Source organism: Paenibacillus sp. FSL H7-0735 (assembly GCF_038008505.1).
GTDB classification, from domain to species: domain Bacteria; phylum Bacillota; class Bacilli; order Paenibacillales; family Paenibacillaceae; genus Paenibacillus_AQ; species Paenibacillus_AQ odorifer.
This window is the reverse complement of record NZ_JBBOZH010000001.1, coordinates 5,368,680-5,393,891: the sequence shown is the minus strand read 5'-3', so window position 1 is coordinate 5,393,891 and position 25,212 is coordinate 5,368,680. Positions and strand designations below refer to the sequence as shown.

Annotated in this window: 16 protein-coding genes; 14 read left to right on the top strand and 2 right to left on the bottom strand. The window is 46.8% G+C overall.

Going from position 1 to position 25,212, the window contains the following annotated elements:
- The first annotated feature begins 6 nt into the window (after positions 1-6).
- The 3 genes from uxuA (at position 7) to NSS82_RS24495 (ending at position 3,607) form a co-directional block, all read left to right on the top strand.
- Complete coding sequence (uxuA, locus tag NSS82_RS24505; protein ID WP_038572722.1) at positions 7-1,083, top strand: mannonate dehydratase; 1,077 nt, start codon at positions 7-9, stop codon at positions 1,081-1,083.
- On the top strand, positions 1,084-2,694 hold the full coding sequence (locus tag NSS82_RS24500; protein ID WP_076106082.1) for a mannitol dehydrogenase family protein: 1,611 nt from the start codon (positions 1,084-1,086) through the stop codon (positions 2,692-2,694).
- A 472-nt stretch (positions 2,695-3,166) separates the two neighbouring features.
- The gene (locus NSS82_RS24495) at positions 3,167-3,607 is read left to right on the top strand and encodes a hypothetical protein (RefSeq protein WP_076272213.1); all 441 of its coding nucleotides are present in this window, start codon (positions 3,167-3,169) and stop codon (positions 3,605-3,607) included.
- A 77-nt stretch (positions 3,608-3,684) separates the two neighbouring features.
- Here the strand turns inward: NSS82_RS24495 and NSS82_RS24490 are convergent, their stop codons facing one another.
- Entirely contained in the window at positions 3,685-4,527 is an 843-nt protein-coding gene (locus NSS82_RS24490; protein ID WP_143761235.1) for a DNA-binding protein, read from the bottom strand.
- Between the two features lie 365 nt (positions 4,528-4,892).
- On the opposite strand from NSS82_RS24490, the gene NSS82_RS24485 reads away from it, so the two are divergent.
- The 10 genes from NSS82_RS24485 (at position 4,893) to NSS82_RS24440 (ending at position 21,711) form a co-directional block, all read left to right on the top strand.
- Entirely contained in the window at positions 4,893-8,813 is a 3,921-nt protein-coding gene (locus tag NSS82_RS24485; protein WP_256718385.1) for a X2-like carbohydrate binding domain-containing protein, read from the top strand.
- Between the two features lie 365 nt (positions 8,814-9,178).
- Positions 9,179-11,389 carry a helix-turn-helix domain-containing protein gene (locus NSS82_RS24480; RefSeq protein ID WP_081382526.1) on the top strand — a complete coding sequence of 737 codons (2,211 nt, stop codon included), beginning with the start codon at positions 9,179-9,181 and terminating at the stop codon, positions 11,387-11,389.
- Positions 11,390-11,739: 350 nt separating this feature from the next.
- Entirely contained in the window at positions 11,740-12,594 is an 855-nt protein-coding gene (locus NSS82_RS24475) for an ABC transporter permease (RefSeq protein ID WP_038574727.1), read from the top strand.
- Positions 12,595-12,609: 15 nt separating this feature from the next.
- The gene (locus tag NSS82_RS24470) at positions 12,610-13,512 is read left to right on the top strand and encodes a carbohydrate ABC transporter permease (protein ID WP_036683268.1); all 903 of its coding nucleotides are present in this window, start codon (positions 12,610-12,612) and stop codon (positions 13,510-13,512) included.
- 137 nt (positions 13,513-13,649) lie between these two features.
- Positions 13,650-15,275 carry an extracellular solute-binding protein gene (locus NSS82_RS24465; protein ID WP_076099855.1) on the top strand — a complete coding sequence of 542 codons (1,626 nt, stop codon included), beginning with the start codon at positions 13,650-13,652 and terminating at the stop codon, positions 15,273-15,275.
- A gap of 96 nt (positions 15,276-15,371) precedes the next feature.
- A complete protein-coding gene (locus NSS82_RS24460; protein ID WP_076099832.1) occupies positions 15,372-16,505 on the top strand; it encodes an SGNH/GDSL hydrolase family protein in 1,134 nt (377 codons plus the stop codon).
- A complete protein-coding gene (locus NSS82_RS24455) occupies positions 16,502-16,837 on the top strand; it encodes a hypothetical protein (protein WP_218642160.1) in 336 nt (111 codons plus the stop codon). Before NSS82_RS24460 ends, NSS82_RS24455 begins: the two co-directional genes overlap by 4 nt.
- Before the next feature lie 13 nt (positions 16,838-16,850).
- Complete coding sequence (locus NSS82_RS24450) at positions 16,851-17,012, top strand: hypothetical protein (RefSeq protein ID WP_178420309.1); 162 nt, start codon at positions 16,851-16,853, stop codon at positions 17,010-17,012.
- An 11-nt stretch (positions 17,013-17,023) separates the two neighbouring features.
- A complete protein-coding gene (locus NSS82_RS24445; RefSeq protein WP_341109903.1) occupies positions 17,024-19,408 on the top strand; it encodes a glycoside hydrolase family 95 protein in 2,385 nt (794 codons plus the stop codon).
- Positions 19,409-19,656: 248 nt separating this feature from the next.
- Positions 19,657-21,711 carry an alpha-galactosidase gene (locus NSS82_RS24440; RefSeq protein WP_076272211.1) on the top strand — a complete coding sequence of 685 codons (2,055 nt, stop codon included), beginning with the start codon at positions 19,657-19,659 and terminating at the stop codon, positions 21,709-21,711.
- Between the two features lie 53 nt (positions 21,712-21,764).
- On the opposite strand, the gene NSS82_RS24435 is transcribed toward NSS82_RS24440, so the two are convergent.
- Positions 21,765-22,634, bottom strand: a complete 870-nt coding sequence (locus NSS82_RS24435) for a helix-turn-helix transcriptional regulator (protein WP_076272210.1) — start codon at positions 22,632-22,634, stop codon at positions 21,765-21,767.
- 211 nt (positions 22,635-22,845) lie between these two features.
- Here NSS82_RS24435 and NSS82_RS24430 point away from each other — a divergent pair, with 211 nt between their 5' ends.
- The gene (locus NSS82_RS24430) at positions 22,846-25,167 is read left to right on the top strand and encodes a glycoside hydrolase family 95 protein (protein ID WP_076272209.1); all 2,322 of its coding nucleotides are present in this window, start codon (positions 22,846-22,848) and stop codon (positions 25,165-25,167) included.
- Positions 25,168-25,212: the final 45 nt, after the last annotated feature.

Genomic DNA, 25,212 nt, shown 5'->3' with positions numbered 1-25,212 from the left:
TTATCAATGAACATGACGTGGAGATGGTACGGCGAGGGCAATGACAATATCACGCTGGATCATATTCGGCAGATTCCGGGTGTAATGGGGATTGTCTGGTCTTTGCACGAGAAAGTAGCTGGAGAAGTGTGGGAAATGGAACGGATCCAAGAAGTGGCGGATCAAATCACCAGTAAGGGTTTCAGCACGGCTGTAGTAGAAAGCGTCAACGTTCATGATGATATCAAAATCGGCTTGCCGACCCGTGATAAATATATCGATATTTATATCGACACCATTCGTAAACTCGCCAAGGTTGGCGTTAAGGTGATTTGCTATAATTTTATGCCTGTTTTCGATTGGACCCGCACAGAGCTGTATAAAGAGTTGCCTGATGGCTCGAATGCTCTCTTTTATGAAAAGGCTGCCATTACCGATAATCCGCGTGAGATGGTGGACCGGATTCTTAAGGGAGCTGGACAGTTCACGATGCCGGGCTGGGAGCCGGAGCGGCTGGCGAAGCTAGATGAGCTGTTTGCGGCTTATGCGGATGTGACGGAAGATAAACTGTTCGACAACCTCCAGTATTTCCTGGAACGCATTATTCCAGTATGCGAGGAAGTGGACATCAAGATGGCTATTCATCCGGATGATCCGGCTTGGCCGATCTTTGGACTGCCGCGTATTATCCGCAATCGGGATATGATCCGCCGCTTTCTGGATTTGGTGGACAGCCCGTACAACGGTTTGACATTCTGCACAGGGTCACTCGGCACGAATCCGGATAACGATCTGCCAGCGATGATCCGCGAGTTCCATGACCGTATTCATTTTGCACATATCCGCAATGTGAAGGTATTTGAGAACGGTGATTTCATTGAGGTGTCGCACCGTGGGCGTGACGGAAGCGTTGATGTGGCCGAGGTGGTCAAAGCCTATCATGAGAACGGATACATTGGTTATGTACGTCCGGATCACGGGCGTCATCTGTGGGGGGAAGAGAAGAACTGCCGCCCGGGTTATGGCTTGTATGATAGAGCTATGGGCATCATGTATTTGCTTGGTGTCTGGGATAGCTTGGACAACGTCAAGGAGGCAAAATAAATGCTGCATCTGACCAGAAGCAGTATCCAAGGGGAAAAAGCAGCTTGGAAAGCTGCTGGAGTGGAGCTTCCACAGTTCGACTATGAGCAGGTAGCAAACAATACACAGCTTAAACCGGAATGGATTCATTTCGGTGCAGGTAATATTTTCAGGGGATTCGTGGCAAATGCTCATCAGAAGCTGTTGGATGGCAGGAAGTCGGATACAGGTATTATTGCGGTGGAAACCTTTGATTTCGAAATGATTGATAGAGTCTACAAGCCTTACGACAATCTGACCCTTTTAGTGCTGATGAATGCTCGTGGTGATTTTCAGAAAAGAGTAGTAAGCAGTATTGTGGAGGGAATTGCAGCGGACAAAAACCGTGAAGCGGAGTACCGCCGATTGATCGAGGTGTTCGAGAATCCGAGCCTGCAAATGGCCAGCTTCACCATCACGGAGAAGGGATACTCGTTGACGGATCCGCACGATAAATATCTTGGCATTGTGGAAAAGGATATCGAGAGCGGACCGGAGCATCCTGTTCATGTCATGAGTATTGTAGCTTCGCTTGCTTATCGAAGATATCTGAAAGGCCAATATCCGATGACCTTTGTCAGTATGGATAACTGCTCACACAATGGCGACAAGCTGAAAAACGGTGTCGTGTCCATCGCTAAGGAATGGGCCCAAAGAGGACTTGTTGTGGAAGACTTTGTGCGCTATCTGGAAGATGAACGATTAATAACCTTTCCATTGTCCATGATCGATAAAATCACACCACGTCCTTCGGAGAGTGTACAGGCCGCGCTTCTGGAACAGGGAATTGGTGATATGGATGTAATCATTACCTCCAAAAACACATATACCGCTCCTTTCGTAAATGCCGAGATTAGCGAATACCTTGTAGTGGAGGACAACTTTACGAACGGACGTCCACCACTAGAGGAAGCCGGAATTATTTTTACGGACCGGGAGACAGTCAACAAGGTGGAGACGATGAAAGTAACGACCTGCCTTAATCCGCTGCATACGGCGCTTGCTGTTTCCGGTTGTCTGCTTGGCTACACCTTGATCGCGGATGAGATGAAGGATGATACTTTGCGGAGGTTTGTGGAGATAATCGGTTACAAAGAAGGTCTGCCCGTCGTAGTGGACCCAGGAATTCTCAGTCCAAAGCAGTTCCTGGACGAAGTCCTTACGGAGCGTTTTGCCAATCCATTTATCCCCGATACTCCACAGCGGATTGCTACAGACACTTCGCAGAAGGTGGGTATACGGTTCGGTGAAACTATTAAATCCTATATTCGACGGGAGGAGCTCGATCCAGCGCAGCTAACAGCGATTCCACTAGCTATCGCGGTGTGGTGTCGTTACTTACTTGGAGTGAATGATGCTGGAGAGGTCTTCACATTGAGTTCAGATCCGTTACTAGAAACACTGCAAGGTTACCTGCAAGGAGTTTCGCTTGGAGACCAAACCGCAAGTGTGCGCCCCATTCTTGAAGATGAGCGACTTTTTGGGGTTCCGTTGTACGCAATTGGTCTAGGCGATAAGATTGAGGTTATGTTCCAGGAAATGATGGCAGGCCCAGGAGCGGTACGGAGAACATTAGAGAACTATTTGAAGTGAAAGCTAGGTAGTTAAGTAGATTTGATTTAATATAGGAGAAAATAAAGCAAAAAAAGTCCCTAGGCAATCAATCGGGGCTTTTTTTGTATGATTTTAAAAAATCCAAACAAAGTGTGAAAAGAATCTTATATAAAATGAGAAGAACGAAAGTTAAACTAAAAACATGGCGAATAACCGGTGTTCGTCAACTGAGCGACGAATTTTGAGGGGGTTCAACACCATATTGTGGGGCGGGCAGAAAGGCCGGCTGGAGTAGAAGCGGCGAAAAGGAAGCGGGATTTATACCGTAGAATGAGGCGGATGGAGTGGTTGCGGAGACAATAGAGGCATTAATGCCCTAAAATGTTGCGGATCGAGCGGATGTGGCGAAAGGAACGGGATAAATCCCACAGAATGCAGCTGATCGGGCGAATACGGAGAAATCTACGGGATAATTGCTTTAGAATGCAGCGGATGGAGCAGATGTGGAGAAATGAACAGGATAAATCCCGCAGAATGCAACGGATCGAGCGGATGTGGCGAAAAGAACGGTATAAATCCCGCAGAATGTACCGGATCGAGCGAATACGGAGAAATCTACGGTATAAATCCCGCAGAATGTACCGGATCGAGCATATACGGAGAATTCTACGGGATAAATCCCGCAGAATGTACCGGATCGGGCGAATACGGGGAAATGAGCGGTATAAATCCCGCAGAATATATCGGATCGAGCGAATACGGTGAAATCTACGGTATAAATCCCGCAGAATGCAGCGGATCGGGCGGATGCGGAGAAATGAGCGGTAAAAATCCCGCAGAATGCAGCGGATCGGGCGAATGTGGTGAAATGAACGGTATAAATCCCGCAGAAAGCAAAGGATCGAGCGGACCGGTCCGGTCCGGTCCGGATCAATACACCTTAAGGGAGTGATTCCGCCCATTAACCGGAGAACCACTCCTTTTTTATAGCCAACTTTATAATCCAATCAACGACGACCTCCGTGATCGTTAACTGTGTAAATTGCTGAACTCGATTCGCGAGCTGAAGGACCTAGTAAACTCTTTTTCGATTATTGTTTTCATGATATTGTGATGTACTTTGAGTTGTGAATGATCGGCGTGGTCTCTAGGGAGTTCAAAGAGCGCTGCTGATTTTTTGAAGCCTGTATCATCGTCTAGCTTGATGCTTAATAATAAGATTTCTAGAATAGTGTTGATTGTATCGTACATATTCTCTTGTTTATAGTAATACATCGCCAGCAGATAAATGTAATCCTCATGGTATCTGATATTCACAATAGTCTCATGTTCTCCTATGTCATCAACATTGATTTTGAATTCCTTCAGAATCCAATCAACGGAATAATCATGTATTATCGAAGATTCTAAGATTGTAATGAGTCCCGGCAATAATTCTTCATCATCACTTTTTCTAATAAACTCAACGTATTTATGTAGGACTCCCATTTTGCCTTCCAGCAGATCGATAACGTATGAATTGGCTTTTGCTATATTGCGGTAATATTCGACTTCATTAATACCCTCTTCATCTAAACCTACTATCCAGCCTAGGTCAGCATACTTCTGAATACATATTTTTGCCTCGTCAAACTTACCGGATTTTTGTAGTGCTATACCTTTTGCGCATGAGCTATATCCAAAATAATAGGGGATACTCCGTTTCAGTTTAGGACCTCGTATGAGGTTACTATTGTTTTCATATATGATGGAAATTTGTTCGTGTAGCTTGTCTGCAATTTCAATCATGGCATCCCAATTCTCAAATGAAAATGATGCCTTAAGCATCTGAATCAAGGAATCCACATTCAACCCTTCCAAATCCAACTTCAATCCTATCTCCCTTTCTAGAGCATATCATGCATCGATTATGATAATTGTATTTCATTTCTAAATTATTCATTTATTTTACATTAAATCATGTGATTTCCATCACGTTACATAAGGTTAAAAGGGTCTTTATTAATAATTTTCAAAATAGATCCAGCCCATATTATCTTCCTCAAGTTTCTAGTGTTGGAGGGATTATGTTTGTTCCGTTGTTTATTTGTCCCCTTGTTTTTGGGTTATTTGTACGTAAAATGCGGAAATGTACCTATCGTGGAACTCGTTCTTCCTTTATGATCATCCCGTAAAGAAAGCGCTATCAAAGAAATTTTGACCACATTTTATGAGGGGGTAAGGATGATTTGAAGCGAATGGGAAAAAAGCTGGGAATGAGTCTGTTGGTATTTATAATTGCAGCAGCGCAGTTCGGTTTCACAGGAACACAGGGCAATGTGGCACTAGCAGCTGAGAAGAGTATGGCGCAAAAGCCCTATATGGGCTGGAGCAGTTACAGCATGCAGGTGTACGACGGTGCAGGTAACTGGACCTCGGCCGAAAGCATCAAAAAACAATCGGATGTTATGCATGAGAAGTTGCAAGCCCATGGCTATGAATACATCAATATTGATGCGGGCTGGAATGGCAGCATGGATGAATACGGCAGACCGATTCCAAGTGAGACCTTATATCCTAACGGATTTCAAGAGGTCATCGACTATGTTCATAATAATGGACAGAAAATTGGAATCTATATGATTCCGGGGGTATCCATCGATGCCTATAATCAGAATCTAGAGATTTACGGAACGGGTGGCCAATGCCGTATACAGGACATTACAGCCAAACCGCTTACCATTATGGATTATTGGAATTCCTACACTTATAAAATTGATTTCACGAATCCATGTGCCCAGAAGTATGTGGATTCCATTGCGGATATGATTGGCGAGTGGGGCATTGATTTCGTCAAATTTGACAGCGTGACTCCTGGCTCGGGGAGTGACAACTTAAGCCGTGATGCGCGCGGCGATGTAGAGGCATGGTCTGAGGCTTTTGACAGAAATAACATCTGGTTTGAGCTGTCCTGGGCGCTCGATCACAATTACGTGGATTTCTGGAAAAAGTATGCCAACGGTTGGCGAATTGACTGGGATGTTGAAGCTTACGATGGCAGTGGGCTGACAGCCTGGCCGAGTATTTCCCGCTTGTTCCCCAAAGCAGCACTTTGGTGGAGGGATGCAGGTCCTGGCGGTTGGAATGATTTTGATTCTCTGAACGTTGGTAACGGATCTATGGATGGTCTGACCAAAGACGAGCGGAAATCCGCGATGACATTCTGGTCAATCTCTTCCGTGCCATTGTATACAGGTAATGACATGACTAGGCTGGACAGCTATGGTCTAGAACTGCTTACCAATGATGAGGTAATTGCCGTAAATCAGGCAGGACGTCCAGGCCATCCGGTATCTATGGATACCCAGCAGCAGGTTTGGTATGCCAATAATGGAGATGGCACTTACAGCGTAGCTCTGTTCAATTTGGGCAGTCAGAGTGCGGAGGTGAAAGTCAAATGGAGTGATCTCGGCCTTGAGGGCCCGGCTTCCGTTCGCGATTTATGGAGTCACACTGAGCTGGGAGACTTTGAGAAGGAATTTAGCGGAGGGATACTTGAACCTCATGCGTCGCGGATGCTTAAAGTTACAGCATTAGGTGGCACCTCTACAGTCAATGATGATGATACAGGTATGCGCTACAGCGGGGATTGGAAGCGAAATGGTGGCAAAGAGCTGCTAGAAGGAAAGCAAGATTTGAGCATTACGATCAAGGATTCCTCGTCTGCTCCGTCGATGGCTTCACAATCGGATGTTACGAACTATGGGACTGACCCGTCTGAGAATTCGTCTGCTGCGAACAAGGCAACGGTCACTAATGTAGTATACATTAATGATAATGACAGCGGCATTAAATATAATGGCGCATGGCAGGTAAGCTCATCTAGAGGATTGGGTGATTATAAAGACGATGTGCATTATGCCGAGAAGAACGGTGATTCCTTTGAGTACACCTTTACGGGCACTGGCATTGACCTGCTGACCGAAAAGCATGAATCTCAGGGAGATATGATTATTACGCTGGACCATGAGGCTGCACAGACCGTTAGTGCTTATAAAACGGGATCAAGAGAGGTACAGCAAAATCTGTACAGTGTCTCGGGACTGGCTAACGGCTCTCACACGCTTAAAGTGGCCAAAAGCTCAGGTGATTTTATGCTGCTTGACGCATTTAAGGTGACTACAGAAACTCCAGCAGGAGGACAGAATAGTACCATTACTCCGACATCTGCTAGATTTGAACAAGTAACAGAACAACAAGAGGATGTTACTGTCACCCTGAATTTGAATGGTAATATACTGAGCAGTATTGAAAATAATGGCGAGGCACTTTCGGAAGTCGATTTTACGGTGACGAATGACAAGTTGACCATCCATAAGCAATACCTTGCGCAGCAGCCGGCAGGCACAACCGACTTGATTTTCATTTTTAACGCTGGTGATCCACAGACCCTGTCGATACAAATTAGCGATTCTACAGGCATTCGTTATGTGATGATTAATAACGATGATTCGACAGTTAAGTACAATGGCACTTGGAACCGCAGCAGTGGCAGAGGATTGGGCGACTATAAAGACGATGTGCAATATACGGAGCAGAATGGTGATTCTTTTGAATATACCTTCAGAGGAACGGGGATTCAGCTGTTCACAGAGGTAGATGAGTCACAGGGTGATATGGATATTTATGTTGACGATCGATTTAAGGAAACAGTCAGTGCCTATCATCATGGACAAATGTCACTTCAGAACCTTTACAGCATTTCTGGCTTACCGGATGGTATGCACACGCTCAAGGTTGTGAAGAAATCAGGCAGATTTATGCTTCTTGATATGCTCAAGGTAGAAATTCCGAATATGATTAATCCGATCGCTGCCAGCTTTGATAAAGCTGCTTCCGCTCAGGAAGATATTGAGGTGACATTACTGCAGCAAGCGGAAAGCTTTGCCGGCATTACTAACGGATCATATGATCTGGTTCTGGGGACTGATTATTCAGTAGCAGGTAACCGTGTTACACTGAATAAATCTTATCTTGCTGCACAGCCAGTGGGCACGCTGAACCTTAAGTTTACTGTAGGGGGAGATTATCTTAATGATGTTCACTCTACATCAGTGGACGGTGATTCCTTTGAATATACCTTCAAGGGTACCGGAATCAGCCTGATTACACCTATTGGTCCAGAGCAAGGTGATATGGATATTTATGTGGATGGACAACGGGTCCAAACCGTGAATGCGTATAGTCAGAGCCGCCTGAGCCGTCAGGAAATTTATAGTATTTCGGGATTGGAAGGCGGGATACACACGCTTAAAGCTGTGAAGAAATCTGGTGATTTCATGCTGACGGATCAATTGAAATTCACAGTTTCAACGATTCCTGTTGTATCTCCGACACCAACGCCAAGTCCGACACCAACATCAACTTCTACACCGACACCAACACCAACACCAACATCAACGGATTCGGGTGGCTCGTACATTCCAGCTAAGCCTTCTTCCACACCTGCCTTGACTCCGACGCCAACTCCGGCAACTGGAAACGAGGATGGATCTGCAGGGAATGGCGAGTCTGATACGATCCGTCATACCGCATATATCAAAGGTTATCCGGGTGGGTTCTTCCAGCCGGAGCACGAAATTACGCGTGCTGAGATGGCAACGATTCTTGCCAATGTTTCTGAGAAGGGGGCTACTGGAGCAGGTGTCGTGTTCAGTGATGTGCCTTCTGGTTACTGGGGTGCTGATGCCATAACTAAAGTAGCGAAGATGGGACTAATAAAGGGTTACAGCGATGGCACCTTTAAACCTAATCAAACGTTGACGCGTGCAGAAATGGCCACTCTGGTGACCCTGCTTAGAACGGATTCGACGCAGAAGGGTTCCGGTTTCTTTGACATCAATGGACATTGGGCACAGGCGGCGATTTTGCAAGCCCAAGGTACTGGCATTTTCACTGGTTATAATGACGGGACTTTCCGTCCTAATGCCAAGCTTACTCGTGCCGAAGCTGTTGTGGCTATGAATAGAGCTTTAGGCAGAGGTCCCCTAATCAATGTAACGAATCCACAGTGGGCAGATGTTCCGGCAACACATTGGGCCTTCGGCGACATTGAAGAAGCTTCGACGGATCATGTCTTTACATCTGGATTAGAGGCCAGAGATCAGAAGAAGAACTGATTGTCTAGCCAAAGCAATGATGAAGGGGGCCGTTACTGGCCCCTTTTTTCTAAATGACAGGAGGGCCATGTAAGGGTCACACATCGAAACAGCTGACACACTATAGATAAAATATCGGAATTGCCGATAAAAGGCAGTGATAACGGCGTAGATCGCTGTTTTTTTTCCATTTCTGAAGAGGTGCAGGAGGGTGAAGAGAGTTCGAACCCTTGACTATGAAGCAAAATGTTTTAATCTATGGTAATGATAGCGCTATCGAAATGTCATATTGAGGGAGGCTAACTACGCTGAAATATTCCAATATCTTTCGTAAATTTCTAATCTCTTATGTGGTCATTTTGGTCATACCCAGCATTGGCGGGTACATGTCCTATCTAACCTCAATCTCCGTGACACAGTCCATCTCGATTGAGAATGGAGTCACTCAGCTTCAGAAAAGTCAGGAGATATTGGAGCGCCGTATGGCGGAGGTTGAAGGCTTTACCAGGCAATTGGCGGTCAACCAGGAGCTAAATGTTCTTATGAATGAAAGTGAAAATGAGACGAATGTGTATGGGATTTGGAAAACGATGCGGAATGTTTTGACTTTCGGTCAGACTAATGATTTTTTGCAAAACTATTATATTTACCTCGCCAACTATAATCTTATCCTAACCCCAGGTTCGACCTATCGTCCGGAGCATTACTACTCTAATTTCAACTATAAGGATCTTTCGTTACAGGATTGGAGAAAAGAAGTGCTTGAGACAACCCACCGCAGCGAGATCAAGCCACTTAGTGATTTTGTCAGCAGGGGGATGCAAACCTCGGTTATTACCTATATGCAGTCACTCCCCTTGGATAGCTTTAATGATTCCTCGCCGGCTGTCGCAGTCGTGATTATTGATGAAAAAAATATTTCCAGCTTGCTCTCAGGCCTGACCGAGCGATACGGGGGCTGGGTGCATATTAGTGACGCTAAAGGGAATACGATTGTTTTGCAAGGAAGCGATGAGCAGAAAATGGTCAAAATGCTCGACGATCCAGCTTTTGATAAGAATAAGGTCAGTCAGTTCTACAAGGATGATCTGGTGATTACTACCCGTTCCGATTCCAATGGCTGGGTGTATCAGACCGGGATTCCTCAAGATATTTTGATGGAGAATGCTAACAAGATCAAAAGAATCTCCATACAAATTACAGGAGGCACTCTAATTATCGGTTTGATTGCCGGACTGATATTAGCTTACCGTAACAGCGCGCCAATCAATCGTATGCTCAGCGTCATGAAGGAGCAATTCGGTAAAGAAGAAGCCTCGGAGAGGAATGAATTTGACTTTTTGAGCGGAAATATTGCCGATATGATTACCAAAAATAAGCTGCTCGAGTCCGAGCTTAACCGCCAGCTTCCTCTGGTCCGAGATGCCTTCCTGAAACGGCTGATTGCCGGTGAATTCAAGACGCGGGATGAAATTATCTCTGCAGCCAAGCAGGCGGATATCAGCATGAATCAGGATACTGGCTACGTAGGAATTGTTCAAATTAACGGATATGCGGGTATGGACAGTGTTGAAATTCTGAACGAGTTGAGCGCTTCCCGGCTGCTGCTGAAACAGACCTTGGCTGATCTTGGCGTGGATGTCTTGATGACGGATATGGGCTCTGATAAAGTTGTAACGCTGTTCTTTTCTAGGGAAAAAGGAGCTGACAAGGAACAGGAAGCAGCGAATATCACCCAGACGATGGAGGAGCTCGCTCAAAATGTCTTTAATGAGTACCGCATTACCATTCTGGCGGGCTTCGGGGATCTATTCACAGAGGTAACGGAGGTTAGCCTTTCGTATGATCAAGCGAAGCAGGCGCTGGAATATGCAGTTTACATGAATAAGAAAGGAATTATCTGGAGTAGCGAAGCTCAGATCGAGAATACAACTTATTATTATCCGCTGGATTCGGAGCAACGGTTAATCAGCACGATTCGAGCCGGAGAGCTAGAAGAAGCCGAACGGATTGTGCGTGCGATTATCGCCCAGAATATGGAGCAGCGAGAATTATCCATCGAAATGAAGCACCAGCTTGTCGGGGAAATGAAGGGGACTTTTCTCAAGCTATTGGATCAAAAGGCATTTACCGAATATTCAGATATCGAGAGTGTCAAACGGCGGGTCATAGACATTGGCTCATCAGAGTCGCTTGAGACGATCCAGAACGAATTTTTTGACATTATGGAAGAGCTGTGCGGACTCATTGCGAATAAAAAGAAAGATATTCATATTCAAATCATCAAGCAGATTAAGGACTACACAGCAAAAAACTATTCGGATACGGAACTGACCCTCTACCGGGTGGCGGAACAGGTGGAGCGGCCGGAAAAATACATTTCCCAGCTGTTTAAAGAGGTAACGGGTGTCAACTTCTCCGACCATTTGATAAAAGTCAGAATGGATCAAGCCATTATCCTGCTCAAAGAGAATGGATTAACGGTGGATGAGATTGCCGTGCGGGTGGGCTACAACAGTTCACATTCCTTCAGACGCGCATTTAAAAGGTTGATGGGTGTCTCCCCGAGTACCTATAGACAATCTGTGGATGAATAAAAAAATATGCCATAACATACGGCTGCACTGTCCACTTTGGACGATGCAGTCTTTTTTCTGATTTCAACCCTGCAATTCGGAAAAATGGCTGTTCTACTGCTATTTTGTGCTCCTCAGATAAGGCGATTTGTACGCTGAAGTCCCCAAGTGTACCTTTCTTTTGGAGATAAAAGTCATCTATGATCAATCCGTAGAAAGCGCTATCAAAAATCACAGACATCTGCTTAGGGGGAATTGTTCTGGAGAAAGAAATAGTATTACATCGCAAGTCGTTGCCGAAAAGCAAAGGCCCCGCATTCTTACAAAATGCTCGCAAAAGCATAAAAAAGCACTGGCAGTTACATCTGCTTGTGATTCCGCCTTTGCTGTTTTTTATCATCTTCAAGTATTATCCGATGCTGAACACTGTCCTAGCCTTTAAGGACTATAACGTCATAAAAGGGATATGGGGAAGTCCATGGGTCGGATTTAAAAACTTCCAGCTCTTCTTTGAGAATCCGCAGTTTTGGACGCTGCTCAAGAATACTATTATGCTTAGTGGCTATCAGTTGCTGGCGGGTTTTCCAATCCCGATTATTCTTGCGCTCATGATTAATGAGGTACGGGGAGGAAGGTTTAAGAAATTCGTTCAGCTTGTATCGTTTGCTCCTTATTTCATCTCGACGGTTGTCATGGTGTCAATCGTTATGCTATTTCTGGCCCCACGGCTCGGTTTTGCCAACATTGCACTCAACTTCTTCGGACTGGATTCTATTAACTTCCTAGGTGAACCCGGCATGTTCCGTTCGATTTATGTGTGGTCTGATATTTGGCAGACAGCGGGCTACAGTGCAGTCGTATATTTGGCAGCGCTTGCAGGGATAGATCCAACACTTTATGAAGCTGCCAAAGTTGATGGAGCCTCGCGGTTTCAAAAAATCCGTCACGTCGATTTGCCAGGGATTGTGCCAACTATTGTTATCATTTTGATTCTGAATGTAGGGAATGTAATGGCGATCGGCTTTGAAAAAGTCTACCTGCTACAGAACCCGCTTAACCTCGTTAATTCTGAGATCATTGCCACTTATGTCTACCGGGTCGGTCTGTTGAATGCCAATTACAGCTTTGCAACTGCGGTGGGCCTGTTCAACTCCATCATCAACCTGGTTCTCTTATTTACAGTAAACGGTCTGGCGAAAAGAATCACGAAGAACAGCATCTGGTAGGAAAGGAGCTCATCTATGGCAGCAGCAGTTCAAAAAAAGATTAAAGAATCCGTCGGCGACAAAGCGTTCCTGATCACAATCTATATTGTGCTCACTCTTGTGGTAATCGCTGTACTTTATCCGCTTATTTTTATCATCAGCAGCTCAATCAGTAGTCCGGCAGCCGTAACCTCTGGTCGTGTCTGGCTCTGGCCTGTAGATATATCCTTCAAAGGTTTTAAAGTGTTGCTGAATACGCCTGAGATTATCACCGGTTATGGAAACTCAATTTTCTACACCGCAGCGGGAACGCTGATTAGTATAACTTTAACGGTTATGATTGCTTATCCACTGTCTCGAAAAGGTTTTTTCGGACGAAATACACTGATGATGATCATTACCTTCACCATGATCTTCAGTGGGGGGCTAATTCCCACCTATTTGGTAGTGAAGGAGATGCATCTGATCGACACTCGGTGGGCGCTGCTGATTCCGAACGCCATTTGGGTCTGGCAGGTCATTATTGCCCGCTCCTTCTTTCAATCCTCGATTCCGGAGGAGCTTTTGGAAGCTAGTGAAATCGACGGCTGTAGTGATATGAGATTCATCTGGAGCGTGGTGCTCCCGTTATCCAAGCCGATTCTCGCAGTGTTGGTGCTTATGTACGCGGTAGGTCAATGGAATGCCTATTTCGATGCGTTGATTTATCTGAAATCAGCAGATTTGTTCCCCTTACAGCTTGTCTTGCGAAGCATCATCATTCAGAACAACAGCGCTGGTGGGGCTATGGACGTGGGGAAACTGGTCGAGAAACAACAGCTTTCCGAGCTGCTGAAGTATTCCTTAATTGTGATTGCCACCTTGCCGGTACTTGTTATCTATCCTTTCGTACAGCGTTATTTTGTACAGGGGATGCTTGTTGGTTCCGTCAAGGGTTGATCTTAGGAATCTCTTTTTTTGGAAAGGAGGTATGCCCGGAGTACACACTTAAGGTATCATCGTATCACCTGCTAAATTACAAAAGGGAGTGATAATATTTGAAGAAGCAAAGCTTGATAACTTTACTAATTCTGGTCATGGCATTTACGGTTGTAATTAGCGGATGTGCAAATAAAAATACAGGTAACGCATCCAGCACGCAGCAGGGCTCTGGTTCGGGGTCGTCTGGCAAGCCGGTTGAGATCAGCGTGTTCTCAGTTCAGGAATCCGGCATCGACCTTTCGACCAATAAATTCACAAAACATGTAGAAGAGAAATTTAATTTCAAATTCAACTGGCAGATCAATCCATCGGATGGTGCTCAGGAAAAACGCCAGATCTCACTGGCGAGTGGCGACTATCCAGATGCCTACCTGCTTACTCACTATATTGATCAATTCTCACAGGCCGATCTACTGAAATACGGCAAGCAAGGTGTACTCATTCCGCTAAATGATCTGATTGATAAATATGCTCCTAATATTAAAGCAGCCATGGAAAAGAACTCTGACCTAAGAACGTTTAATACTGCACCTGATGGCAACATTTACGGACTTGTAGCTTATACAGAATGTTTCCACTGTTCCTATCCTAGCAAAATGTGGCTGAATACTGAGTGGATGAAAAAGCTTAACTTGGAGATGCCGAAGACCACTGAGGAATTCAAAAATGTATTGAAAGCCTTTAAAACGCAAGACCCGAACGGCAATGGCAAAGCGGATGAAGTGCCGCTAAGCGGTTCCATCGAGGAGTTCGGCGTACGCATCGTTCCTTTCTTGATGAACGCATTTGTTTATGATGATGATCGCAATTACCTGAACATGAAGGATGGAAAGGTCCAATCTGCTGCCATTACCCCGGAGTGGAAAGAAGGATTGACCTATATTAAATCTCTGTTTGACGAAGGTTTGATTGATCCGGGTGCCTTTACACAAAACGCGGAAGCTTTTAAGAAAATCGGTGAAAATGCTGATGCAGAAATTCTAGGTGCCGGTGCGGGTATGCACCCAGCGATCTTCGTAAACATCGACCCGGGGAATACCCGCTCAACACATTACAACCCGCTTCCTCCGATTTCGGGACCTTCAGGAATTTCTTATGCGACTCATGATGGAGGCGGCGTAGTCCCGGGTGCAAAATTCGTGATCACAAACAAAGCAAGTGAAGAAGCGCAAATTACACTGATCAAGATGGTGGATTATATGTTCACACCAGAAGGCCAAACGAATGGCGCAGCTGGCCTGAAGGGAACCGATTGGACCGATCCGGTTGAAGGCGATGTGGCGTTGGGTAAAGATGTTAAACCGATGATCAAATTAATTCCAGGTGAAGAAGGCGCAGCACCACGTAATGCGGGCTGGAGTGGTATGGCTCACTTCTATGAGCCTAAAGAATACCGTGATACTTACGTTCAAGGTACCGACATCTTTGCTTCTGATGGTTACGAACGTAGATTGTATGATGCGACTCTGCTATACGAAGGTCATGAGCCTAAAGAGTTGTTCCCTATCTGGTCGATCTGGATTGATCCAAGTGAGATTGATGAAGCCAGCTTGCTGCAGACAAATTTGAAAAATTACATCGAACAAAATGAGCTGCAATTCATCACAGGCAACAAGGATCTGAACAAGGACTGGGACGCTTATGTAAAGGGATTGCAGAACTTGAAGCTTGACCGTTATCTCGAAATTTTACAAAAGGCTTATGATACTTCAAAAAAATAAATATTGAAATCAGAATCAGGTGCTGTATGATAGACCCCGCACCTGATTTCTTGATTTCAAGGAGAAATATGGTTTTTTATGGATGGAGGTTGAGTTATGACAGACGAGAAACATTGCAATCATTCATTTGTAGTTCCGCGCCGTGGACTACCTCAAATTAGCGGCAGGCTTACGGAAAAAGGGACTGTGACCGTTGCCTTTTTAGGCGGCTCAATTACGGAGGGGGCAGGTGCATCCGAAGCAGACACATATAGCTGGAGAGCGCTCACCGGTAAGTATCTTCAGGAACGGTTTGCGGATCAGGAGTTCCGCTTCATCAACGCAGGAGTGGGGGGAACGAACTCAACTTTAGGTGCTCATCGATTACAGGAGCATGTCCTGCAGCAGGGCACAATTGATTTGTTATTCGTTGAATTTAGCGTCAATGACGGCAGTGACCGGGAAGAATCCATTAGAGGGATGGAGGGCATTGTCCGCCAATGCAGACGGTTGTCACCGGGCACTGATATTTGCTTTTTGTATACGGCAGCAGAGAAGAATCTCTCCGGGAGCAATCCCTTTAATATCGCTGTCCATGAAGAAGTAGCTGAGCATTATAAGCTTCCCTCTGTTAATTTTGCAGCTAGAGTCTATGCGCAGCTAGAGGCGGGACAAATGGAGTGGACTAAGCTGGCACCGGATGGATATCATCCCAATGATGACGGTCATGCGCTGTATGCTTCTTTTTTGCGAGAGTATCTGGAGACAGCGCTTGTTCCTGGCAAGACGAATTTGAGCAGCGAAAGCTCTTTAGATATTCCACCCTTGGCGGTGCAAAATTATGAATATGGCAGTTTGCTTGATTTCCGCGCGGCTGATCATGTGAACGGTTACGAACTTCGCGAACTGTCTGCAGGAGATCCGCTGATGAACTGGCGTTTTGGAACAGAGCATCTGTATACCCATAGCAAGGAGGCTATGTTTTCTTTTACCGTAACCGGGCAAAGCGCAGGCTTGATGCTGCTCTACGGACCGGACAGCGGGATTTTTGAATATTCGCTTAATGGCAGTTCTTATAAAGCTGTGAACTTATTCGATGAATGGTGTCCGCTTGCCTTTCGGCCTATTATCGCCATGTTTCCGATCCAGGAACAACGTCAAGAACTGCGGGTTACAGTACGCATTACGGGGCTGAAGGACGAACAGAGTAAAGGTACCAGCCTGCGTATTCTGAAACTGCTGCACAATTGATTATTTTAAGCGGAGATATTATACTGCCAAATATTAAGCGTTTACAAAAAAGAAAGGCGGTGCCGATGATCACTTCTGCCGAGAATAATGCCTTAATTACTCCTAGTGTAATCCGCCTGACGGATTATGGAGTACTGCCGGATTCTGGTTTAGACGCGCAGCCAGCCATGGTTCGGGCTATTCAGATTGTCGCTGAAATTCCCGGCCCGGGACTACTGGATTGCCGAAGGGCTGCTATCATTTCTATCCGGACGAGGCCATCCGGAAACCTTATTTTATCTCGAATACTGCCAGCGAGGAAGAGAACCGGGATGTCACTAATCCAAGTTTGAGAGTATTGATGCGTTGGCCCTTAGTACCAAGAGCACCTGCGGACTGGTCTTTAAGTGCAATGGAATTCCGGCAGGCAGTGGTGAGGCGAGTCTTTCGAATCTTGATGATGCGATTGAATTAAATGCCTGCAATGAGGTTGAAATTGCTGATAATTTATTAAATGACAGATGGTGAGGAGAGCGCGTATGAAACTTCAATATGACAAGCCAGCATATGTATGGACGGAAGGTCTTCCAATTGGGAATGGACGTCTGGGCGGTATGATCTTCGGTGGTGTGGAGCAGGAGAAAATTAGTCTGAACGAGGATACGCTTTGGTCAGGATACCCAAAGGACGGTGACAATCCCGGTGCTAAGAATGTTCTGCCAAAGGTGCGACAGCTGATTCAAGAAGGCCGCTATGTTGAGGCGGACACGCTGACCAGAGAAATGATGGGGCCGTATACTCAATCTTATTTACCTTTTGGTGATCTATTGCTTCGTTTTGAACATGGCAACGTCTATCATTCTTATCAGCGTACACTGGATGTGGAAAATGCGCTGCATCGCATTGAATATCAGATTGGCAATGTTACTTATACCCGTGAGATGTTCGCTTCTCATCCTGATCAGTTGCTTGTACTTCGTTTGACCGCGAGTGTGCCAGGCGCATTGAATGTGCATGCCACGCTGGAAAGTCCACTTCGTCACAACCTTTATTTGCAAGGTGAGAGCTATGTTCTATCGGGAACGGCACCGGAGCATGTAGATCCAAGCTATTTCGGGAGCGACAATCCCATCCGATACGGTGAATCAGGCAGCAGCAAGGGAATGGCTTTCGAAGGACAACTCTCCGTGACGGCGGATGACGGCCAAGTAACGGTTGATGGCAGTGGGATTCATTTGCTGGGTGCGACAGCGGCAACCTTTTATTTCAGTGCGGTTACAGGTTTTAAAGGGTATGACCTAATCCCGGGAATTGAAGGAAAAGATGCCTCCACCATTGCAGCTTCTTTCTTGGCAAGTGCTCAAGGCAAGTCTTACACCAGCCTGCTTCAAGCCCATATCACTGATTACCGGGCACTTTTCGATCGGGTGAAGCTTCGGCTGGGCAAGCCGCTGGCACCAGAAGGAATGTCAACCGAGCAGCGGATTACGACTTACTCCGCGCAAGATCCGGGTCTAGTTGAGCTGCTGTTCCATTTCGGACGTTATTTGCTGATCGCAAGCTCGCGCCCCGGAACGCAGGCTGCCAATCTTCAGGGAATATGGAATGCCTCTACTCGTCCGCCTTGGAGCAGTAACTATACACTGAATATCAATACAGAAATGAACTATTGGCCCGCTGAGATTTGCAATCTGGCAGAATGTCATGAGCCACTTTTGGATTTCGTCGGCAATCTGGCGAAGAGAGGGGCGGATACCGCTCGGACCAACTATGGCACCCGGGGCTGGGTAGCTCATCATAACTCGGATCTTTGGGCACACACTGCACCGGTAGGTGATTATGGCGATGGAGATCCAAGCTGGGCTTATTGGCCAATGGGGGGTATCTGGCTGACTCAGCATCTTTGGGAACATTATGCTTTTGGCGGAGACACTGAATACTTGCGGGCTTCGGCTTATCCTGTCATGAAAGAGGCGGCTCTGTTCGCATTGGATTGGCTAATTGACGATGGCAAAGGCAATCTTGTGACCTCCCCGTCCACTTCACCAGAGCATAAATTCCGGACAGTGGAAGGTGTGGCTGCGGTCAGCCCGGGTGCCACAATGGATATATCGCTGATCTGGGAGTTGTTCACGAACTGTATCGAGGCATCTGTGATTCTTGGAACGGATGAAGCTTTGCGTGAAGAGCTGAAAAGTACCCGTGAGCGTCTATTTCCACTGCAGGTTGGCAAGTACGGGCAACTGCAGGAATGGTCCTCTGATTTTGAGGATGAGGACATGTATCACAGACATACCTCGCATCTGGTTGGTATTTATCCGGGCCGCCAGTTGTCAGAAGAAGAGACCCCTGAGCTATTTGCTGCGGCAAGAACCTCGCTGGAGCGGCGCGGGGATGAAAGCACAGGCTGGAGTCTGGGCTGGAGAGTCGCTTTATGGAGCCGCTTCCGGGATGGAAACCGTTCCCTGCGTCTGCTCTCCAACATGCTGCGGCTGGTGAAGGACGGGGAGTCGGAGCAGTATAATCACGGCGGAGTTTATGCCAATCTGCTCGGCGCGCATCCGCCGTTCCAGATTGATGGCAACTTCGCAGCCTCCGCCGGGATTGCCGAAATGCTGCTGCAATCTCACCGCGGCTATCTCGAACTACTGCCTGCATTGCCAAATGAATGGCAGGAGGGAAGCGTTGCAGGTTTACGTGCCCGCGGTGGCTTTGAAGTCAGCATTCAGTGGGACAACGGCAAGCTAGTGGAAGCGCAGATCACTTCCCTGCTGGGCACAGAATGTGTGATCCGCATGGATACTCCACTTAAGGTAACCTGTGGCAGCCACGATTTACAGTGTGAACATTCTGCCGAAGGAAGGGTAAGCTTCGCTACAACCGCGGGACAATCCTACAAGCTTATCATTGGTGATCAGCAATAATCTGTTTTATAAGCGTATGAACAGCAGTAGGACCTGAACGTCTGGTCCTGCTGCTGTTTTTTGTATTGCTGCATGAATCTTCAGGACCAGCAGTGTTTAGGTAAGATGTGTTAGATCGCGGTATGGATCGGAAGATCGTTGTATAGAAAACGCTTTATCCGCTCTTTATAATGAGGTCATACTTGGGGGATACAGCTACTGAGACTACCGCCTTCAAGGTCCAAAATGCAGCAACAAGGAGGCAAATTATGCTAACTGACAGTAATACAACCGTAAACGTGAATACAGACACAACGTCTCTTATCCGTGTAACCAATGGCCTGGTGAATCTGAAGATTGATCTCGGAACAGGTGAGTCATCCGTTATCGGCGGGACTTCTGCACATGTAAAGGGGATTCGCAGCGCCTTTCGCTGGCAGGGCCGGGAATATAATACTGAGCACTATCAGAGCCACGTGCTGAAGTTGCAGGAAGAGGTTGTTCGTGAAGGTTTTGGCAAAGGTGTTCATCTAGTGATTGTGCATGAAACATCCCTGCTGCCACAGCTGGAGCAGCATTTTTATATTTATGAGTCATCCTCATATGTGCTGATGCAAAGTGCGATCGCAAGCGATGAGGATATCAAAGCGAACCGCATGGCGGTCATTCAGAGCAAATCGGTATCACTCGGCGGCGAGTCAGGTCAACCGGATGAACCAAGCATCCTGCGTGTGCCTTACGACAACGATAAATGGGTCAGATATACAGTGGTGAAGCCACCTATGGATACAGAGAGCTACGAGGTAACAGCAGTGTTCGCGCCGGATAGCCGGCGAGGGATTATCATGGGTTCCATAACTCATAAGGTGTGGAAAACGGGTATCCGTATCAAAAGCGAGCGAAGCGGCCAGATCGAGGAGCTGGATCTTTACGGTGGGGCTGTGAGTGAATTAACCCGCGACTTTCAGCCGCACGGTTATGTAAAAGGCAAAAGAGTGGAGTCACCGCTCGTATTCGTAGGTTTTTATGACGATTACAGAGAAGGTCTTGAAGCTTACGGCCGGGCCAATACATGGATTGAAGCTCCGCTGGCTTGGGAGGGTGGCGTTCCTGTTGGCTGGAATAGCTGGTCTGCCGCAATGGCTGAACTCGATTATGATTTGTATACGTCGACCAGTGAGTTTTTGAAAAAAGAAGTGCAGCCGTTAGGATTCCAGAATGAGGATACGCTGTACATCAACTTTGACGCTTTTTGGGATAATTTCACAGCAGAAGAGATGAAAAATGCACTTGAGCTAGTGCGGAAGAATGGTCATAGACCGGGAACCTACTGGACCCCTTTCGCTTTCTGGGGAAGTCCTTCTCAGTTCGGAGATGTCGTGGAGGGTACGAACGGTAAATACACCTATGGCGATATCCTGCTTCGGGACAGCGAAGGAGAGATTCTGCCGGATGTTGATGGAGGGCTAGCCATTGACCCCACACATCCGGGGAACCTGCAAAGAATGGATTGGTATACAAATAAATTCATCTCGGAAGGATTCGAGTATATCAAGCTGGATTTCTTAGCACATGGCGCACTGGAAGGGCAGCATCACAATCCGGAGATTACGACGGGCATTGCGGCGTATCACTACGGTATGTCCTACTTGCAGAACAAGCTGTCTCTAGAGGTAATTGGTCGACCGTTCTTTATTAATCTGTCCATCGCACCGTTGTTCCCTTATGCATTTGCACATAGCCGGCGTGTCTCTTGTGATGTTTTTGGCACGCTGCAGGATACAGAATACATGCTCAACTCTTTAACCCATGGCTGGTGGATGAGCGATTCATTGTACCGTTACAATGATCCTGACCATTCCGTACTGTACAAGAGCCATAACCAGGAAGCCACGGGCTGGCATGAAGGTCGCAGCCGGCTAACCGCTTCGGTGATCGCGGGAACGGTGCTGCTGCTAGGGGATGACTTCCGAAAAGAGGAAGCCGCCGCCCGGGCCAAAGCTTGGCTGAGCAATAAGGACATTATGGATGTTGCTCGTCTTGGCAAAACCTTCAGACCGATAGAAGGGGACCTCGGCAAGCAATCCTGTGATACTTTTGTGCTCGAATCTGCAGAAGAAAATGCTTTTTATATAGCCGTCTTCAATTACGATGCCGTGAAATCCGCTCCTAGATCTATCTCATTAGAACGTGCAGGGCTGAATGCTCAAGGTGCTTACCAGCTGCTGGACCTATGGGAAGGTGTAGAAGGGGAAACCTCAGGAGAGCTGGAAGTTACGCTTGAACCCGCAGAATCTAAAATCTTCAAATTGACAGCAAAATAAAAAAGAATACGCGCCCTCTGCTTCTTGCGGATAGCGCGTATTTTTTTTATAACCTATATTTGTATTCGGCTTAGCGGATTAAGGCGGTATTGTGTGGGATTTATGCCGTAACAGGCACTGAAATGTCTGGAAAAGGGATGGATCGAAGGATAGCCTAATTTCTCAGCAATGGCAGTAACACTTAGCTCGCTCTCCAGAAGCAGACCTGCCGCCCGTCGCATAACGAGATTATGATGATAAGCGCGCGGCGTCATCCCGGTTTCTCGCAGAAACAGCTCATGAAAATAGGTTCGCTTGAGTCCGCAGAGATGTGCCCAGTCTTCGATAGATTTACCACGTTCGGGATGAGTGTTCAAATACTCCAACAGGCGGACAATCCGATAATCGCTTGGCTGATGCTGATGGAGGGCATTATACCAGCTTAATATCCAACCGTATAACAAGCTATGGACCGCTTCATTCCGGTAGAATATCGCTTCATTGTATATTTTGGCAATCATCACAAGACTATCGTATAGCTGTGGATATTTAGCTAGCGGGAAGACGCAAGGCAATTCGTTCAGCTCGGCGCAGGGGACTTCGGTGGCCTTTTTCTCAAGCCTTAAGGGTTCAGGCGCATGGATAAAAGAAAGATTAGTAGACATAGGCGACTGCTTGTCCCACAAATCAAAATAGACATTGTAGGACGAGAGTGGATGAGAAGGGAAAATATGAAAGGCATGTGGCTGGCCGGGACGGAGAAACACCAGTGTTCTACGCTCAATCGGATAACGAATTCCGTCGATTTCCATCTCACCGGGGCCATCGGTAAACAGATGAAAAGCGTAGGCATTGCCGACGCGCAGATGCTCATTGCTGCTGCCGTCGTACAGATAAGGCATGATTGCTCCAACATACGGTGTGATTTCAGATAGTTTGTTCATACTATACCCCTTTTCTAGCAGCATTTCTTAATTCTGGCCTGTAGTTAAATGTTTGGGATAACGGATAAATTGTCAAATGAATGAACGAGTCAACAAAGACTATTAATACCGACAATGTTACGATAAATGCGATAAATAGACAATGCTAATAAAGAAATAAGCGAATTAATTAACAACACTTTGAGGTCTATTACAGACAGGAGACGATCTAATGAGCGATTTTAAATTGTGGTATTCAACCCCTGCAACAAGCTGGTTGCAAGGTTTGCCATTGGGCAACGGAAGAATAGGTGCTGTTATAATGGCGGCGCCGCATCGTGAGGTTTGGAGCATGAGCGAGGTGACCTATTGGTCTGGGCAAAAGGATCCCGACCCTGCTCCTGCCGGAGGTAGAACTGCGCTTGAAGAGGCGCGAAGTCACTTTTTTGCCGGCGATTATGACAGCGGTGATCGTTTAGCCAAACAGTATTTACAGCCTAAAAAACAAAATTTCGGTACGAACCTGGGATTATGCGAGGTTGTTATTGATTTTGCCCAGGATGCGGATGTTAAATCAGGCGGTGTGTTTCGGCGGGAGCTGGAATTGACAAGTGCAGTGGCTGGGGCGGTCTATGAGAGCGGCGAAACAACCATCCATCGAGAGGTCTTCGCTTCACATGCCGATGATCTGTTAGTTTCAAGAATTTGGAGCGATAAGCCTGGAGGTGTATCCTTTACGCTTGCCATCGAAGGTGGGACAGAATCGTTTACGACTGAGGTTGTGGATGGCGACACCATTGAATTCAAGGGGCAAGCTACAGAAAAGGTGCATAGTAATGGTAAATGCGGGGTATGGGCAAAAGGGCAGCTCAAAGTAAGTCTATCCGGCGGTACGATCTACAGGGGGGATGGCCGATTAAGAGTTTCCGGAGCTAATGAGGCCCGGATTTATTTTGGGGTCAGTACCGATTATCGCCGGAGCAACCAGGATTGGGAGACGGAGAGCTACAGCAACCTACGGCAGGCTTTAACCAAAGGTTATGCACAGTTAAAAGAAGATCATATTCAAGATTACCGTCAGGAATATGAAAAGGTGGATATTCAATTGGGAAGCTCCGGGAAAGAAAGTCTGCCTACCGATCAGCGGATTAGGTTGCTGGCACAGGATCAGGTGGAGGACCCTCATTTGTTCGCATTGTTCCTCCAGTATGGCCGCTACCTGACCATTGCCGGATCACGGGAAGATTCACCTCTTCCACTGCACTTGCAGGGAATCTGGAATGACGGTGAGGCTTGTCGTATGGGCTGGAGCTGCGACTATCATCTCGATATTAATACACAGATGAATTATTATCCGACAGAAGTCGTGAACCTTGGGGACAGCCACCTTCCATTGATGCGATATATTGAAGATTTATCTCAGGCGGGAAGATCAACTGCACGCGATTTATATGGCAGCAAAGGATGGGTGGCGCATGTATTCTCTAACGTCTGGGGTTTTACAGCTCCGGGCTGGGAAACCTCATGGGGGCTCAATGTCACAGGCGGATTATGGATTGCAACCCATCTGATGGAACATTATGAATATAGTCAGGATCGTGTATTTCTAGAGCGCCAGGCATATCCTGTTCTAAAAGAAGCCGCAGAATTCTTCCTCGACTATATGACGATTCATCCGAAATATGGCTGGCTGGTGACGGGGCCTTCGAACTCGCCAGAGAACAGCTTCTATCCCGCAGATAGCAGCGAGGGTGCACAGCAGCTGTCTATGGGCTCGACCATGGATCAAGTGCTCGTGCAGGATCTTTTCGAGTTCTGCCTGAAGTCTGCGGTGCTACTTGATACAGATGTTGAGCTTCAGCTGAAGCTAGAGGAAGCTATTGCTAAGTTACCCCCGCTACAGATTGGCAAAAGAGGTCAGCTGCAGGAGTGGCTTGAAGATTATGAGGAAGCACAACCTGAGCATCGACACTTGGCTCATTTGTTCGCTTTGTATCCAAGCAACCAGATTACACCGGACAGAACACCGGAGTTAAGTGCGGCAGCAAGGGTAACGCTGGAGAACCGGATGGCTCAGGAAGAACTGGAGGATGTAGAGTTCACCGCCGCCTTATTCGGCCTTAGTTTTGCCAGACTATATGACGGGGAGAAGGCGTATAAGCATATCTCTCATTTGATTAGCGGATTGTGCTTCGATAATCTGTTCAGTTTCTCCAAATCAGGGATTGGTGGGGCAGAGTGCAATATCTTTGTCGTGGATGGCAACTTTGGCGGGACGGCTACCATTGCAGAGATGCTGCTGCAAAGCCACGCGGATGAAATTCATCTGTTGCCAGCGCTCCCGCAAGCCTGGAATACAGGATCGGTGTCTGGATTACGAGCCAAAGGAAAGATTGAGGTAGACGTAGTTTGGGAGAAGGGGCAGTTGACGGAAGCTACGCTTCGCACCTACTCACCGGGAACGGTGACCCTTCGATGGGGAGATCAGAGAAATACCTTCCAAGCAGAAACAGGAGGAAGCTACTATTTCAACAGCCAATTGGAGCTGTTATAATGATTCGGCGGGGGCGATGAGCCTCCGTTTTCATTATGCGTCCGA